Source organism: Pontibacter indicus (genome assembly GCF_900156345.1).
In the GTDB taxonomy this organism is placed as follows: Bacteria; Bacteroidota; Bacteroidia; order Cytophagales; family Hymenobacteraceae; genus Pontibacter; species Pontibacter indicus.
In genome coordinates this window covers 682,096-698,920 of sequence record NZ_FTPP01000002.1, presented here as the reverse complement: position 1 = coordinate 698,920, position 16,825 = coordinate 682,096, and the positions used below count along the sequence as shown (strand labels likewise).

General features: G+C 52.3%; 15 protein-coding genes. 13 read left to right on the top strand and 2 right to left on the bottom strand.

The features are described from left to right. Window positions 1-32 precede the first annotated feature (32 nt). Both B0B12_RS11790 and B0B12_RS11785 read right to left on the bottom strand, forming a co-directional pair. Window positions 33-626: a thymidine kinase gene (locus B0B12_RS11790; protein ID WP_076669114.1), complete on the bottom strand. Its 594-nt coding sequence runs from the start codon at window positions 624-626 to the stop codon at window positions 33-35. 383 nt (window positions 627-1,009) lie between these two features. After that, window positions 1,010-1,333, bottom strand: a complete 324-nt coding sequence (locus B0B12_RS11785; RefSeq protein ID WP_076669112.1) for a 2Fe-2S iron-sulfur cluster-binding protein — start codon at window positions 1,331-1,333, stop codon at window positions 1,010-1,012. Between the two features lie 35 nt (window positions 1,334-1,368). Here B0B12_RS11785 and B0B12_RS11780 point away from each other — a divergent pair, with 35 nt between their 5' ends. From B0B12_RS11780 to pstB, 13 genes are all read left to right on the top strand, one after another. After that, on the top strand, window positions 1,369-2,508 hold the full coding sequence (locus tag B0B12_RS11780) for a hypothetical protein (RefSeq protein WP_076669110.1): 1,140 nt from the start codon (window positions 1,369-1,371) through the stop codon (window positions 2,506-2,508). A 304-nt stretch (window positions 2,509-2,812) separates the two neighbouring features. Then, window positions 2,813-3,199, top strand: coding sequence for a hypothetical protein (locus B0B12_RS11775; RefSeq protein WP_076669108.1), 387 nt, complete (start codon window positions 2,813-2,815; stop codon window positions 3,197-3,199). 371 nt (window positions 3,200-3,570) lie between these two features. Next, on the top strand, window positions 3,571-4,038 hold the full coding sequence (locus B0B12_RS11770) for a hypothetical protein (protein ID WP_076669105.1): 468 nt from the start codon (window positions 3,571-3,573) through the stop codon (window positions 4,036-4,038). 114 nt (window positions 4,039-4,152) lie between these two features. Then, window positions 4,153-5,145 carry an AAA family ATPase gene (locus B0B12_RS11765; RefSeq protein ID WP_076669103.1) on the top strand — a complete coding sequence of 331 codons (993 nt, stop codon included), beginning with the start codon at window positions 4,153-4,155 and terminating at the stop codon, window positions 5,143-5,145. Window positions 5,146-5,298: 153 nt separating this feature from the next. Next, window positions 5,299-5,487: a hypothetical protein gene (locus tag B0B12_RS11760; RefSeq protein WP_076669101.1), complete on the top strand. Its 189-nt coding sequence runs from the start codon at window positions 5,299-5,301 to the stop codon at window positions 5,485-5,487. A 590-nt stretch (window positions 5,488-6,077) separates the two neighbouring features. Further along, entirely contained in the window at window positions 6,078-8,822 is a 2,745-nt protein-coding gene (locus B0B12_RS11755; RefSeq protein ID WP_076669100.1) for a TonB-dependent receptor, read from the top strand. 70 nt (window positions 8,823-8,892) lie between these two features. Further along, window positions 8,893-10,029 carry a hypothetical protein gene (locus B0B12_RS11750; RefSeq protein WP_076669098.1) on the top strand — a complete coding sequence of 379 codons (1,137 nt, stop codon included), beginning with the start codon at window positions 8,893-8,895 and terminating at the stop codon, window positions 10,027-10,029. A gap of 354 nt (window positions 10,030-10,383) precedes the next feature. Continuing rightward, window positions 10,384-11,673 carry a porin gene (locus B0B12_RS11745; protein WP_076669096.1) on the top strand — a complete coding sequence of 430 codons (1,290 nt, stop codon included), beginning with the start codon at window positions 10,384-10,386 and terminating at the stop codon, window positions 11,671-11,673. Window positions 11,674-11,969: 296 nt separating this feature from the next. Then, window positions 11,970-13,157 (top strand): porin, encoded by a 1,188-nt coding sequence (locus B0B12_RS11740; protein ID WP_076669094.1) that lies wholly within the window; start codon window positions 11,970-11,972, stop codon window positions 13,155-13,157. A gap of 97 nt (window positions 13,158-13,254) precedes the next feature. After that, entirely contained in the window at window positions 13,255-14,235 is a 981-nt protein-coding gene (locus B0B12_RS11735; protein WP_076669091.1) for a PstS family phosphate ABC transporter substrate-binding protein, read from the top strand. 73 nt (window positions 14,236-14,308) lie between these two features. Then, window positions 14,309-15,184: a phosphate ABC transporter permease subunit PstC gene (gene pstC / locus B0B12_RS11730; protein ID WP_076669089.1), complete on the top strand. Its 876-nt coding sequence runs from the start codon at window positions 14,309-14,311 to the stop codon at window positions 15,182-15,184. Continuing rightward, window positions 15,177-16,034: a phosphate ABC transporter permease PstA gene (gene pstA / locus B0B12_RS11725; RefSeq protein ID WP_076669087.1), complete on the top strand. Its 858-nt coding sequence runs from the start codon at window positions 15,177-15,179 to the stop codon at window positions 16,032-16,034. The genes pstC and pstA overlap by 8 nt, the downstream gene beginning before the upstream one ends. A gap of 10 nt (window positions 16,035-16,044) precedes the next feature. Further along, window positions 16,045-16,809 carry a phosphate ABC transporter ATP-binding protein PstB gene (gene pstB, locus B0B12_RS11720; RefSeq protein WP_076669085.1) on the top strand — a complete coding sequence of 255 codons (765 nt, stop codon included), beginning with the start codon at window positions 16,045-16,047 and terminating at the stop codon, window positions 16,807-16,809. Window positions 16,810-16,825 lie beyond the last annotated feature (16 nt).

Here is a 16,825-nt window from a genome sequence, read left to right as displayed (position 1 = left end):
CAAAGCCTAGCGTATAGGTATAGCCTGCGCTTTTACTTCTTCTGCTTCATGCCTTCCTGAAAGCAGTGGCGGCAACGGGCCTCGTAGGATTCCGTCTCGCCCAAGAGCACCTGCTGCTCCGACAAAGCGTTCCGGAAAGAGTAGGTCGCGATGTCGCCGCACTGCACACAAATGGCGTGTACTTTGGTCACATACTCGGCCACCGCCATCAGCGCCGGCATCGGGCCAAATGGTTTGCCCTGGTAGTCCATATCCAGACCGGCGGCAATTACGCGCACGCCGCTGTTGGCCAGTTTCACGCATACCTCGGCCAGGCCGTCGTCGAAGAACTGCGCCTCGTCTATACCTACCACATCGCAACTGCCGCCCAGCAACAGCATGTCCTGTGCAAAGTCTATCGGCGTGGAGCGTATGGCATTGGCGTTGTGCGACACCACATCCTCCTCGTGATAGCGCTTGTCAATGGTTGGCTTAAAGATCTCCACCTTCTGCTTGGCAATCTTGGCTCTGTTCAGCCTCCGGATCAGCTCTTCTGTCTTGCCCGAAAACATCGATCCGCAGATCACTTCTATCCACCCTCTTCTGATTGCGTGGTTATCGTTCCCAACGCGCGGTTCTATAAACATCTACTATTCTGTAATGGCTGGCTAAATTGTTGAATTGTTAAATTGCTGATAGTTGGTTGTTGATTGTCTGAATCTTTATATAGGGCCCCTACCCCAAGGATTTGCAGGATTAAAGGATTTCCAAGATTCATTCAATTAAATATCGACCATTTAATAATTAAATATTTAAAGAATAATCCTGTTAATCCGTGGGGGTAGGGGCCTCTTCTAATCCTGTAAATCCTGATTCTGACAAATATTGCCGGTACACGATTCGGACAGGTCGCGACCTATCCCTACAAGGGTACCGCCATACTGCGTTGTAACACGTCGTTACGGTGTAACGTCGCTACACAACAACTTTCTACCTTTCTAACTCTCTCCCTTTCTAACTTCCTAAACTCCTAACTGCTATACTTCATATGTGGGAGCATGGTCTGCCGGGGCACACGGCCCTGGGCGTCTCCGCTCACCAATGTACACTGGCAGGTCAGTCTTTCGTTAGTCTGTAGGCGGCCTCTGCTCCGGTAGCGCTCCTCGCTCTCGGTAAGCGGCCCGAAGTGCTCCAAACCCTCCTGCACCACTATGCGGCAGGTGGTGCAGCGCCCCTTGGCTCCGCAGGCGTGCATCCAGTCGATGCCGTCGGCTTGCAGGGCCTTTAGTAGCGTTTGCCCGGGTGCCACTTCTACCTGCCGATTGAACAGGTTTTGCACCGTTAACTTTGGCATATTATTTATTAACTTTACGAAAGAAAGGTATACCAATGGAAGACAAATATAATCAATTAAGGCTTGAACGTTACAGCAAAGAACTGGCAAATGTGCTTTGCGACCGCCATTTTGCTGCCCACGACACCATCAACGGCCCCCAACTGATTGGCTTTACGCCCATTAAACAGGTCAATTTGTTTGTGATCAAAGAGCTCCTGCTGAAGTGGCACCACGAAATGGCCAACCTGCGCAGTCCCTACTTCGACTACGAGCACGAGGAAGTGAAAGAGGCGCTGCTCAATTTCATGAATGTACTCTCGCGCAAGATCCTGATCAAGCGCGATGCTTTTGAGCCACTGCTTCAGAAGGCGATCCTCGACACGTTCCTGCTAAAACTGGCACCGGTGGCCACCTTCGAAGAGAAGTTCCTGCGCATCCAGGAGGACATCACCTTGCCTAAACTGCAGGAGAACCTCAAATACATCGACCTGGACAAGTCCCTGTTTGCTGGCTTTGTGAGCACCCTCTCCCCGTCTAACCGCGACCGCGACTATATTCTGAGCCGCTTTAAGCTATACCTGAACGCCAACCGCGACAACGTGGCGCCGCTGGCCGAGGTGTTGGCACCGTTCAACAGCCTGCTGCCGATTACGGAGGAAGAAATCAAACAACAGCAGATTTCGCCTTTGGCTGCTTACGCCGCTTCCATCGCCAAGCCTACGCCGGCCGCGCCAATTGAGGAGAAAGACGTGGTGGCACCGATACACATGGCACAACGCGAGGCATCTATACCTACGCCCCCTGTACCTGTTCCGGCACCGGTGGCCGCGGCACCGAGGCCGGCTGCTGTTGCCGACAACAACCTGAACGAGCGTTTTAAGGCTGAGCGCCCGACCATGAACGAGAAGTTCAGTAAGCCAGCTGCCTCTTCCATCGGCGAGTCGCTGGGCAACACGAAGATAGAGTCGCTCAAAAACTCTATTTCGATCAACCAGCGCTTCAGCTTCATCAACGAGCTGTTCGATGGCGACAACATGACTTACTACAACACCATTCAGCAGCTGGACCAGTTCAGGACTCCGGATGAGGCCATGCACTTTATCACCAACGACCTGGCCCGCCGCTATGACTGGAGCAAAAAGCAGGACAGCGTGAGCAAACTGCTACGCCTGATCGAGCGCAAGTTCGCCTAGGCACCGAGCATACACCCTACAAAGAAGGCCTCTCCACCGGAGCAGGTCTTTTTTTATACCTATCGCCTTTAGCCTCAAACCACTACCCAGCCATATTTTTGCCAAAGCAAAATAATTCAATACAGGTATGCGCTGAGGCATTGCAAATACGGATTCGAAACATTATTTATGCATTTTCTTTGCGGGCCGACGCGGACGCCACGGGGTTTTTATGTATCTGTTCGGGAAGAAAAGAGTATACTTTATGCAACACCTAAAGAATAACCGCTCGTACTAACAATTCAAAATAACCTTATTATCAGCCATGAGAGACGATTTCGATTACGATGACGACTTAGATTACAGCTTCGATGATGAAGAGGAGGATGATGACTTCGGGATGACCTTCGAAGAGGATTTATACCTGATGATACGGGAGAAACTCCGCGACACCATTCAAGAATTTAAGGCCGAATACCCTGCCTTGAAAAAGCTGGAGGCGCACGTGACAAGTTTCAAAGTAAACGCCAAGAACACGGACGACTCAAAGTTCTACCCTTTGGCGGCCAAGCTACTGCTCGAGCACATAAAACCACTCACCCAGGATTCGGAAGAAATTTTGGAAATTTACGAGAATATGCAGACCGATATAGGCCGCTTCAAGAACCAGCGCGCTCATGGCCACGAAGGAGAATTCTATCTGACTGCCTAAAAAATAATCGCCACTATTTATAAGAAAAAGCCACCCTATTCGTTTAGGGTGGCTTTTTCTATATATGAATATAATTTAGTAAGAATATTTATTGTCAATAGCATAAAAGGGCAAAGTTTTTGCTAACTAATTCACAATCCTAAAAAGCTAATTGCCGTAGGTATAGTACCAAATCACCCGAATTATGATAAAACCGATATGGAGCAGGTTGACTTCGTATAAGAATTAATATTTATTTACCTTTGTACCGGACTTACATGCAACCTTTTGGTGCTTCCGGGAATCCTGGATATAGTTAACACCAATTTATAGCTGTGATACACTCGCTACGACTCAATCCGAAGATAAACAAACTTAATGCTCCATCAGGGATGGCAGTAACACGACTTCTTGGTGGTGAACGGCACCTTATTCAGACAGTAGACAAGAAGCTGATTCTGACGACGCACCGTGTCATTATGCGGCAGAACAACTGGCTTCTAAAAAGCTGCCAGTCCGTAATGCTGGAGGATATCACTTCCTGGCAAATCAAAGCCACGGGCAAGCCTCTATACCTGGCGCTGAGCGTCACCCTGGCCTTTTTCGTTTATTTCAGCGACGTGTTTGCGCTCCTCAGCGGTTTCTTCCTGATGCTATACCTGATGACGCGGCAACACCGCATCCATATTGAGGCCCCTTACACTACCATGATCCTACCGATTGAAGATGTGGAGGAGAACAGGCTCAGCAGCATGATTGAGCTGGTGCGGCAGGCCAAGCGTGAGCGCATGGAAACGCTGAAGCAACAGGAGGCAGAACAGCCCATAGCATTTGAGACAGAACATAAAAAGAGCGCCTAGGGCGCTCTTTTCTTTTAAGTCCTTTTCTATACCTTTAGCGGCACAGGTATAGGCATTTAATTGCGACCGTCCCTGAGAGTTATTATATTTAGGGCCTTTAAATGCCATTGAGCTATGCCAGCAGAAGAATTAGTATACCAGGACCAGGTGAAAGACCACCAGCAGAAGATAAAGCAAGTGTTTCAGGAAGTGGGGAAAGTGGTGGTCGGACAGTCCTACATGGTCAATCGTCTGCTCATTGGCTTGTTCACCGGCGGCCACATTCTGCTGGAAGGCGTGCCTGGTCTGGCCAAAACGCTCACCATCAACTCGCTTGCCCGCGCCCTGCGCCTCGACTTTCAGCGCATCCAGTTCACGCCCGACCTGCTGCCCTCTGACCTGATCGGCACCATGATCTACAACCAGAACGCCTCGCAGTTTGAGGTAAAAAAGGGGCCCATCTTCGCAAACCTGATTCTGGCCGACGAAGTGAACCGCTCTCCGGCCAAAGTGCAGTCCGCGCTGCTGGAGGCCATGCAGGAGAAGCAAGTAACCATTGGCGAAACCACTTATAAACTCGATCTTCCTTTCCTTGTCTTAGCCACACAAAACCCGGTGGAGCACGAAGGCACCTACCCACTGCCCGAGGCCCAGGTCGACCGTTTTATGATGAAGGTATACATTGATTACCCGAAGAAGACGGATGAGTTGGAGATCATGCGCCGCATGGCCAACATGGCTTTCAATGACACGGTGAACAAGGTGCTTTCAAAAGAGGATATCTTCGCCATCCGCAGCGAGATCAACCAGGTGCAGATATCCGAGACGCTAGAGCGCTACATCATCGAGCTGGTGTTTGCAACCCGCCGTCCGGCCGAGTACGACCTCAACGAGTTTGCAGACTACATTCAGTTTGGCGTGTCGCCGCGTGCCAGCATCGCCCTGAACCGCGCCGCCAAAGCTGTTGCCTACTTCGACGACCGCGACTACGTGCTACCCGAGGACATAAAGGAGGTGGCCCACGATGTGATGAACCACCGTATCATCCTTAACTACGAGGCAGAGGCCGACGGCATCAAGACCAAAGACTTCATTGAGGCCATCCTGCGCAAAGTGCCGATCAGCTAAGGTATAGCTATACCTGCAGGCATAAAAGTACGCCCCCCTTAATGCAGGCTTCATTTTATAACTAGCTTCTATACCTTTCCGTAAGTTCTAACCCCGGCTGTACTGTATAAGAGCACAGCCGGGGTTATGCGTTTTTGACCTAAGGTATACACCATGCTAAGAGGCTTATTCAGAATCTGGATGTTGAGTAAATTGTTCGGTGGTCGGGGCGGTGCGGGAGGCGGAAGAGGACGCGGCGGCTGTGGCGGAATCGGGTGTCTGGGCATCATCGTGCTGGCTATACTGGCCTACTTCCTGTATCAGTATCTGGGCGGAGATGCAGGTTCCGTAACCGACTTTTAAGGTATAGCACTTCTAGAGATAAAGGGGGTTTCGACAAAAGACAAAAAAATCTGCTGCGCGAGATAGCTAGAACTAACAAGCCGGAGGCTGATTGTAGTATGCAGCCTCAGCCCTGTTCCTTTCCTTTTACTTATACAGAAAATTTCTACCGCCTACATTAGTTTTTTGTCAACAAACCCACAGGTATAGAAAAAGAAAAGACCCGCTCTTTCGAGGCGGGTCTTTGTGCATGATGTGGGAGACTAAGCCACACCACTATTGATTGCTGCAATTGATCTCACCCATAATGCGCAATCAGTATCTTATAGAGGCAGGATTGATGCTACAAATCTATACCCATCATGTTAGCTATAGATTATTGTAAGGTTACTATATTGTTAAACCTCACTTACAGTCCTTCATCTGGCTCATTAACAGCCGGTTGCCTGTTGCATCAACACCCGAAAAACCACTCCCAAACGCCAATATTACCTGTATGTCAACAGGTTATGGATGAATATTAGGTTTTATTAATAGTAACTTAACCCCCCATTAATATTTGGGTAATATGACCCTTCTACTTTTGTCGCATCAATCAGACTACAATTACAATGCGACAGAATCTCACCACAGTTCTATTTTTCCTGTTATCCGCTTTCCTTTCCGTGCATGCGCAGACGGGCAGCATACAGGGAGCCATCAAAGACGCCACTAACGGCGAAGAGTTGATTGGCGCGATCATCAAAGTGCAGGGAACGGGGCTGGGCGCTCCTTCTGATGCCACTGGCAATTTCCGCATCGACAACATAAAAGAAGGTACTTATACCCTGGAGGTGAACAGCCTCTCCTATAAACCGAAAGTCCTGACCAGCATAGCCGTAACAGCCGGCAAAACCACCACCGTGAATGTGGACATGGAGCAGAACACCTCGCAGCTGGCAGAGGTGACGATCACCGCCAAAGGAAACCGGGAAACCGAGCAAATCCTGCTCCTGGATCAGAAAAAAGCAGTGATCGCCACGCAGGCCATTGGCGCGCAGGAGCTCTCCCGGAAAGGCGTCAGCGATGCCGAAGGCGCCGTAGCCAAAATATCAGGCGTTTCGAAACGCGACGGCGTGAAGAACGTGTTCGTCCGCGGCCTGGGCGACCGCTACAATACCACGACCCTGAACGGCTTCGCTATACCTTCCGAAGACCCGGAATTCAAAAACATCTCCCTCGATTTCTTCACGAGCGACATCATTCAGTCGGTGGATGTGAACAAGGCCTTTTCATCTTCCATGAACGGGGATGTGGGGGGCGCTATCATCAATATCAACTCCAAAGAGCTGGTGGACGACCAGTCGCTGCAGATCGGAATCTCGACCGGCATAAACAGCCAGGTACCCGGCAGTGATTTTTATCTTCCCGGTGGGTTGAACAGCTTGGGCTATGCCACTGCCTCCAACGGTCCTATAGATCTGAATAGCCGACCGGAAGATATATCCCGCTATACCTCTGATTACTCCTTTAACACCTCGCTCAACCCGGTTCAGAAAAACCCGCTGCTCAACGGCGGCCTTTCCATAGCGGGTGGCAGCAAGTTCCTGGGCAAGCATCGCTTTTACGTGATGGGCTCTATGGACAACAAATACCATTACCAGGAAGGCGTTACCCGCCTGATCACGGCTACCAATCCAGCCAACCCGTTCCGAGATTTTGACTACCAGCAATCTACACGCAGTGCCTCTCACATGCTGGCAGGCAACCTGGAGTTTAACCTGAACAAGGGCCAGCTGCGCTTCAACTCGCTCTACCTGCATACAGCCGCGGCCGCCGCTTACAGCTTCTATGGCAAAGAAACCGAGCTGTTTCAGAAAGCGGACGAGTTTAATTCAGAAGGCCACACCCGGCGCCTGCAGGTCAACGACAACACCGCTTTCATCAACCAGCTGATCTGGAGCGGCGACCTGTCGGACAGGATAAAGTATAACGTGGGGGCTGCGGTAAACCGTGTAATTGGCCAGGAGCCTGACCGCCGCATCATCATGCTCCCTTCTGTGGGAGACGGTAGCGTGGAGCTAGGTATAGGAGAAGGAAGAGTTCAGCGCTTCAACTATAAAATAACGGAGACCGCTCTCCTCCCCAAAGCGAACCTGCAGTATGCGCTCTCGGCAGACCCGGACAAGGTATCTTATGTGGAGGTTGGCTACGACGGCAGAATCAGCACAAAAGACTTCTCGGCTCCCATTTACAACTACATCTGGGATCTTAGCCAAGGCCCTGCCCCTGTTTTCCCGCTGAGCGACATCAACCTGAACCCTCACTTAAACCAGGAAAGCTTGAATAACGGCCACTTCATGCTGGAGCAAAACCTGGACGTTTACGATGTAGAGCGGATGAACCACGGTGCCTATGTGGACATGGTGCACAAAACAGGGGACAAGCTTACGCTGAATGCCGGCCTGAGAGCAGATGATGTGTACATGAAGATCAACTACAACGTGAACCGCGGCGCAAACCAGGGCTCTAACGTGATGGATAAGTTCTTCCTGTCGCCTAGCTTCAACGCCAAATACGAGCTCGACGATAAAAACCACCTTAGAACGGGCATTAGCCGCACCTATACCCTGCCGCAGGACAAGGAGCTATCGCCCTTCATCTACCAGGGAATTTTCGGAAAAGAAAACGGCAACCCGAACCTGAAGCCTTCCACCAACTACAACTTCGACCTGAAATGGGACTTTTACCCAACAGACGGTGAGCAGATATCAGTCAACGCTTTTTACAAGCACATTCAAAAACCCATAGCGCGGGTAGACCAGGGCAACTCAGCCGGCCTGGCCACATACGACAACGTAGCGGACCATGCCGTGGCCGCAGGTATAGAAGTAGAAGTGCGCAAATCGCTGATGAACGTTGCCGAGAAGCACCGTTTGAACGCCGGCCTGAATGCCTCTTACATCCACACGAGAATAGACGATCTCCCCAGCTTCTTTGCACAGAACACTTCCTCTACCCTGGAAGGCGCTGCGCCCTACATCCTGAATGCGGACCTGACTTATAACCTGATAACCAACCGAAATACCAGCCTGACCTCTGCCGTGGTGCTGAACTACCTAAGCGACAAGGTACACACCATCGGTACGCGTGGCTATACCAACCTGATCGAAAAGGGCATCACCACGCTGGACTTCATCACCACAATGGGGCTCAACGACCACCTCAAATTCAACATTAAGGCGAAAAACCTGCTGAACCCGGCCTACAGGCTGACCAGAGAAGGCGCCGGCTCCGACACCAACGCCCAGAGCGTAACAATCGGCAGCTATAAAAGAGGCGCTCAGTTCGACCTCGGCGTGACTTACCAGTTTTAACAATTCGATAATGTTCCGGTCACATTCAGTTGATCTTCCAAATCTAAATTTGAATAAACAATTAAGAAAAATGAAAAAGACATTCCTTTACCTGTTACTGCTTCCGCTGGGACTCTTCTCATGCAAAGACGACGACAAAGAGACAAACCCTGAACCAGGTCCTGCGGCCACAAAAGAGCTGAGCGGCGATATTTCGACCGATGTAACGCTTGACGCAAGCACTGAATACAAACTGACAGGCTCGCTGCTTGTCGTGAACGGAGGAAAACTCAGAATACCGGCAGGCACCGTGATCAAGGCAGAGAAAGGCTTTAACAAGTACATCCTGGTAGAGCAGGGCGGCCAGATCTTTGTGAATGGCACGGCTGATAAACCGGTAAGAATCACTTCTGCAGCGGCCAGCCCGGCGCAGGGCGACTGGGGTGGTTTGATCATCAACGGCAAGGCAAAACTTTCCGGCCCGGCAGGCAAAGTGACTACCAGCACCACAGAAGTGAACCCGGCAGTTATCTACGGTGGCGACAATAACAACGATAACTCAGGTTCAATTGAATACCTGATCCTGGAGTATACCGGCGCAAAATCCTCCGCCGACATTGAGCACAATGGACTGACACTGAATGGTGTGGGAAGCGGCACTAAGATCGAGAACGTTTACATACCTTATGGTGCTGATGACGCGATCGAGTTCTTCGGCGGTACGGTAAATGTAAAGAACCTGCTGGTAGTGGACTCTGACGACGACATGTTTGACGTAACGCAGGGCTGGTCGGGCACACTCGATAACGCCTACGGTGTTTGGAAGGCCGGCTATACCAGCACAGAGGCTGACCCTAGAGGCGCTGAACTGGACGGCAACCTGGATGGCAACACACCAGGTGACGTGAACCAGTCTGACTTCATCTTCAAGAACATCACGATCGTAAACGAATCTTCGTTCGAAATGCAGGATGCCGTAAAGGTGCGCAGAGGTGCCAAGGCCACTATCTCTAACCTCCTGATCAAAGGCGGTTCTGCCACAGACCTGATCGATATGACAGACGGCAAGGGCAACGGAAACTCCGGAACCGTAATCGAATACAAAAACGGTGGCATGACCGTGAAAGGCCAGGAAGTGAAAAACCCTGACAACGCCAACATCAAGTCGAACGACGCCATTACTGGTGCCAACACGACAGTATTTGGCTGGACTGGCTACAAGTTCTAAGTAGAGTTTTTAAGGGGGAGTCGGGCTGCTGCGGATGCAAATCTGTAGCAGCCCGCTTTTTTTGCTGGGTAGTTGCCGGTGGTGCTATCTGTGCACATACCTATACCTATACCTATACCTATACCTATACTTGGCAAGCGACTTTATACTTGCCCGGCGTTTGGTAACATAAACTTAACACAGGCATAACAGACGAGTAACATTGGCATAAGACCTTTGTGGCGTCGAATCCAAAGCAACTCTCTGCATCAATAGCTTAGCTGTTCTTCAGATTCGGCGGCTGCCCTCCTCAAGCGAGTAGACTCCGCGGCGGGAACAGACTAGGGCAGTCAGTACACCAAACTCACCCAAAGCATGAAGGTTAAAACAGTTATGCGCGCAATCCTGGTGGCAGGATTAGCGACAGGCCTTTTCTTTTCAGAGGAAACAAAGGCGCAAACCACAGACTCCACCGCAAAGGCGACCCCGGTCGTGGTGCAACAGCCAGCTCCCAATGCGGTGCAGGAAACCCCAAAAAAGAAAGCCTGGTACGACAGGATCTCGCTGCGCGGCTACGCCCAGGTGCGCTACAACCGCCTCCTCGAAACCAACCCCAACCTCAAGTGCGATCAGTGCGACAAATCCCTCGGTGATGGCGGCGGCCTGTTCCTGCGCCGCGGCCGCCTGATCTTCAGCGGCGACGTGAGCGACCGACTCTATATCTACATCCAGCCAGATTTCGCCTCTTCGGCCTCTTCCAACACCCTACACTTCTTCCAGCTCCGCGACGCTTATTTCGATGTGTCGCTCGACAAAAACAAGGTATACCGTTTCCGGGTAGGCCAGAGCAAGATCCCTTATGGTTTTGAGAACCTGCAGTCGAGCAGCAACCGCCTGGCCCTGGACCGGAACGACGCCCTGAACAGCGCCATTGCCAACGAACGTGACCTTGGCATCTTCTTTTACTGGACGCCGGAGGCCATTCAGGAGCGCTTCAAGCTACTGACAGACGCCGGCCTGAAAGGCACAGGCAACTACGGTGTGTTCGGCATCGGTATCTACAACGGCCAGACGGCGAACAAGCCGGAGGTAAACAGTACACAGCACGTTGTGGCGCGTCTCTCCTACCCCTTGCTCGTGGGCGGCAAGCAGATCATAGAGCCAGGTATACAGGCTTATACCGGTAAGTATGTCGTGACGCCGGACCAGGTTTCGTCGGGTGTAGGTATAGAAGAGAAGTATCTGAAAGACGGTTTTGACGACCAGCGTCTAGCGGCCTCTGTGGTGGTATACCCGCAGCCCTTCGGATTTCAGGCGGAGTACAACGTAGGCCGCGGACCGGAATTTAACCTAGAAAGCAACGCCATTGAAGTGCAGAACCTGCACGGTGGGTATGCGCAGGCCATGTACCGCAAAGAGGTCGGCTCGCAGGTGCTTATACCTTTCGTAAAGGTACAGCACTACGAAGGCGGCAAGAAGCATGAGCGCGACGCCCCCGGCTACAGCGTGTACGAGACGGAGATCGGTGTGGAGTGGCTGGTGCACAAGAGCGTAGAGCTGACAGCCGACTACAGCATCGGCGACCGCACCATTCGCAACGCCCAGAACTTCGACAACAGACAGTATGGCAACCGCCTCCGGCTACAGGCACAGTTTAACTTTTAGGCAACCGCCATACCTTAATGATGCAGCCGTTGGTTCTCCGAAGCCAGCGGCTGTTTTGGTTCCCCTTTCTTTCAAAAAGCCTTAACTCTTAACATAACGGTAACATGGCCGTAATCTTCAGGTAATATGAAAGCGGTTATTTTGTACCGTGAATCAGAAACAGCACCAATGGCCTGACTAACCATCGCATGAATTCTGAAACACACAAAGAAGTGCGCGACTTAGACCACTGCGCTCTTAGTAAAGAAACTAACAGCATGGCATTAGCTAATTCTTACCCTTAACTAATACAGCTCGTGAACCATAACCTCAAAGGAGTCCTTTTGGTGCTCTTGTCTAGCCTTCTCTATACCTACAGCACGCAGGCCCAGACCGTGAACGAAAGCAAGTTTGGCAAAGGGCTTCAGTTCGTGGCCGCTGACTCCTCTTTTAGCCTCAAATTCAGCACCCGCTTTCAGCTGCTTTACCAAGGCGGCAACACACCCACCACCGGCAACTGGGACGACCGCTTCCTGATTCGCCGCGCACGCCTGAAGTTCGACGGCTTTGCCTTTTCTCCAAAACTGGAATATAAGATTGAGTTCGGCCTGAGCAACAGCGACATTGGCAGCGACGTGCCCGACCTGACCAACAACGCCGACAACATCATCCTCGACGCGGTGGCCAAGTGGCACCTCACTCCGAACCTGCAACTGTGGGTAGGCCAGACCAAACTACCGGGCAACCGCGAGCGTGTGGTATCGTCGCAGAAACTCCAGTTCGTAGACCGCAGCCTGCTCAACTCCCGCTTCAACCTCGACCGCGATGCAGGTCTGCAGTTGCGGCACGAGCATCAGTTAGGTCCGGTGGTGCTACGGGAGATCGGCTCCATTTCGATGGGCGAAGGTCGCGACATTACCGTGAACAATACAGGCGGCTACGATTACACAGGGCGTTTTGAGATACTGCCTTTTGGGGCATTTGAAGGCGACGGCGATTATGTAGGCAGCGACATGGAGCGCGAGCAAACACCGAAACTTGCGCTGGCTACCTCCTTCGACTACAACAGCAACACGGCACGCGCCCAAGGGCAGCTCGGCGACTTCCTGACCGAAAGGCGCAGCCTGCGCACCTGGTTCGTGGATGCCATGTTCAAGTACCGCGGCTTTTCGGCCATGGGCGAGTATGCCGACCGTAAAGCCCCCGACGGGCCGGTGGTGCTGCGCGACGAGCTGGGCGACGTGACGGAAACCTTCGTGACGGGCACGGCCCTGAACCTGCAGGCAGGCTACCTGCTGCCGAGCAACTGGGAAGTAGCCGGCCGCTATACCGACTTCAACCCGACAGCCGTGACAGGTATACGCCAGCAGGACCAGTATACCCTGGGCGTATCAAAATACATCGTGGGGCACTCACTGAAAGTGCAAAGCGACGTGACGCTGATACAGGAGGCGAACCGTGAGGATCGTACCCAGTTTAGATTACAGATGGAATTGGCCTTGTAGAAAAACCAACTGATTACCAAACAAGTACACCCGCTTAACTATTGAGCAAAAACAGACTAGACATAACAAAAACTTATACATCCTAAAATCAACTTGTATGCTAAATCTTAGCTTTTCCCGATTTAAACTGAGTGCGGCCATCGTATTGGGTGCTTCGCTTGCTTTCACATCGTGCGGCGGCAATAACCAGGAAGGCGGCAACGACATCTCCGGTTCCATTTCGATTGACGGCTCCTCTACGGTATACCCTGTGACGGAAGCCGTGGCCGAAGAGTACCGCGCCGAAGCTCCGGACGTGAAAGTTACCGTGGGCGTGTCGGGCACAGGCGGCGGCATGAAGAAATTCTCCCGCGGCGAAATCGACATCGTAAACGCCTCCCGCTCCATCAACGAATCGGAAGCTGCGACGGCAAAGGAAAACGGCATCTCCTATGTGCAGCTTTCGGTGGCCTACGACGGCCTGACCGTGGTGGTGCACCCTTCCAATGACTGGGCAAAAGACATCACAGTGGCGGAGCTGAAGAAAATGTGGGAGCCTGAAGCACAGGGTACCATCACGCGCTGGAACCAGATCCGTCCGGAGTGGCCTGACAAAGAGATCCACCTGTACGGCGCGGGCGTGGAGTCCGGCACATACGACTACTTCACCGAAGCCATTGTAGGCAAGAGCCACTCGAGCCGCGGCGACTATACCGCCAGCGAAGACGACAACGTGCTGGTACAGGGCGTGTCTACCGACCCGCTGGCCCTCGGCTTTTTCGGGTACGCTTACTACGAAGAGAACAAGAGCAAGCTCAAGGCTATACCTGTAGACAACGGCGCTGGCCCTGTTCTGCCATCGCTGGAAACGGTGAAGGATGGTTCTTACGCTCCACTTTCGCGCGCGCTGTTCCTGTATGTGAGCTCCAAGGCGGTGGCCAGACCAGAAGTAGTGGACTTTATCAACTATTACCTCGAAAACGCAGGTGAGCTGGCGCAGGAAGTAGGCTACATTGCCCTGCCTGACAACGTGTACAACGAGCAAAAGCAGAAGTTCGAGCAATTTGCCACCGGTGCCGCTACGGCCAATCAACAATAACATCCTGAATCAACCTGCGCAGGTATAGCCAACGGAGACGAAGGCTATACCTGCGCTTCAATCAAAAAGCACCTTGAGAGTACAGGAGAGAATCATAGAAGGCTTGCTGTGGCTGTCGGCCGCCATCACGGTACTGATCACGATCAGTATCATCTGGGTGTTGCTGTCGGAGTCAGTCCAGTTTTTCAGTGAAGTGTCCATTGTGCGCTTCCTGACGGAGAAGGAATGGACACCGCTTTTTGCCGAGAAGAAGTTCGGCATTCTGCCCCTTGTGGCGGGCACCTTCCTGACTACGGCCATAGCCATTGCGGTGGCGCTGCCCATCGGGCTCACCATCGCCATTTACCTGAACGAGTATGCCCATGCCCGTTTCAAAACCATCATTAAACCACTGCTGGAGGTACTGGCCACTATACCTACGGTGGTGTATGGCTTCTTCGCCCTGACGGTGGTGACGCCTTTCCTGCAATCGTTTATACCTGGGCTGGCGGGCTTCAACGCACTGTCGGCCGGCATCGTGATGGGCGTGATGATCATTCCAATGATCTCCTCATTGAGCGAAGACGCCATCAGCGCCGTGCCCCGCTCATTGCGCGAGGCTGCCTACGGCATGGGCTCCACCCGACTGCAGACCGCATTCGGAGTGATGGTACCTGCTGCTTCGTCGGGTATACTGGTGTCGGTGATCCTGGCTATTTCAAGAGCAGTGGGTGAAACCATGATCGTGGCCATCGCCGCAGGTCAGCAGCCGCGTCTTACGCTCAACCCGCTGGTGCCGATCGAGACGATCACCACCTACATTGTGCAGGTGAGCATGGGCGACGTGCCGCACGGCTCGCTCGAGTACCGCACCATTTTCGCGGCAGGTATGACGCTGTTTGTGTTCACGTTCCTGCTGAACAACCTCAGCTTCTGGATTAAAAAGAAATATCAGGAAAAGTATGACTAACTCCGAAAAAAACCGCCTCAAAGACAAGGCCTTTCAGGTGTTCGGCATTTTCTGTACCTTCATCGGGCTGGTGGTGCTGGCCATCTTCCTGGTTGATATCGTTATTGAAGGTGTTCGCCGCATTGACTGGGACTTCCTGACCAGTTTGCCTTCGCGCCGGGCTGCCCGGGCAGGTATACTCACCGCTTGGACCGGTACGCTCTGGATTCTGGTGCTTTCCGCCCTGATTGCCTTCCCGCTAGGTATAGCCGCCGGCGTATACCTGGAGGAGTACGCGAAAAAGACGAAGCTCGCGGATTTCCTAGAGATTAACATTGCCAACCTGGCTGGTGTGCCGTCCATTATTTATGGTTTGCTGGGTCTGGAGCTTTTTGTGCGTTTCATGTATCTGGGGCCGGTTTTGCTGGTTGGTGCGCTTACGCTTTCGCTCCTTATCCTGCCTATCGTGATTGTGACCACGCGCGAAGCCATCAAGGCGGTGCCCCGCACCATCCGCGACGGTTCGTTTGCGCTAGGCGCCTCTAAATGGCAGACGGTGTGGCACCAGGTGCTGCCCGCCTCGTTTGGGGGTATCCTGACGGGTGTAATCCTGGCGCTTTCCAGGGCAGTAGGCGAGGCAGCTCCGCTGATCGTGATCGGGGCGCTGGCTTATGTGCCTTTTGTGCCGAAGTCGCCGATGGACGAGTTTACGGTGCTGCCGATCCAGATCTTTAACTGGACCTCGCGTCCACAGGCAGCCTTCCTGACCAATGCGGCGGCAGCCATTATTATCCTGTTACTGATTACCTTCTTGCTTAACGGCATTGCGGTATACCTGCGTAACCGTCAGCAAAAGAAAATAAAATGGTAAGTTTTCACCCATGACCAAAAGACAACACAAGTTAGAGGCTATTAACCTCGATGCCTATTACGGCGATTTTCATGCGCTTAAAAACATCAACATCGCCATGGAAGAAAAGGCTGTGACAGCCTTTATCGGTCCTTCAGGCTGCGGCAAGTCCACGTTTTTGCGTACCCTTAACCGCATGAACGACTACATCGACGGTTTCCGCGTGCAAGGGCAGATTTTGTTGGACAACCGCGATATTTACGCCAGTAACGTACGGGTAGACGAACTACGCAAAGAGGTGGGCATGGTGTTCCAGAAACCGAACCCTTTCCCCAAAACAATTTTCGAGAACGTAGTCTACGGCCTTAAAATACAAGGTATAAAGGACAAGAAACTGTTGCGGGAGACTTGTGAGAAGTCGCTGCGCCAGACGGCCCTTTGGGACGAGGTGAAAGACAAGCTGGACAAATCGGCGCTGGCCCTTTCCGGTGGACAACAGCAGCGCCTCTGCATTGCCCGCGCGCTGGCCATCTCGCCGTCGGTGATCCTGATGGACGAACCCACCTCGGCTCTAGACCCCATCTCAACGGCTAAAATTGAGGACTTGATTCATGAGCTGAAGCAGTACTACACCATCATTATTGTGACGCACAACATGCAGCAGGCCGGTCGCGTAAGTGACCACACCGCCTTCTTCTACATGGGTGAGCTGGTGGAGTATTCCAAAACCAAAACCATGTTTACGAGCCCTAAAAACGAGCGCACGCAAAACTACATCACGGGCCGTTTCGGTTAAGGGATGCTCACCGCCG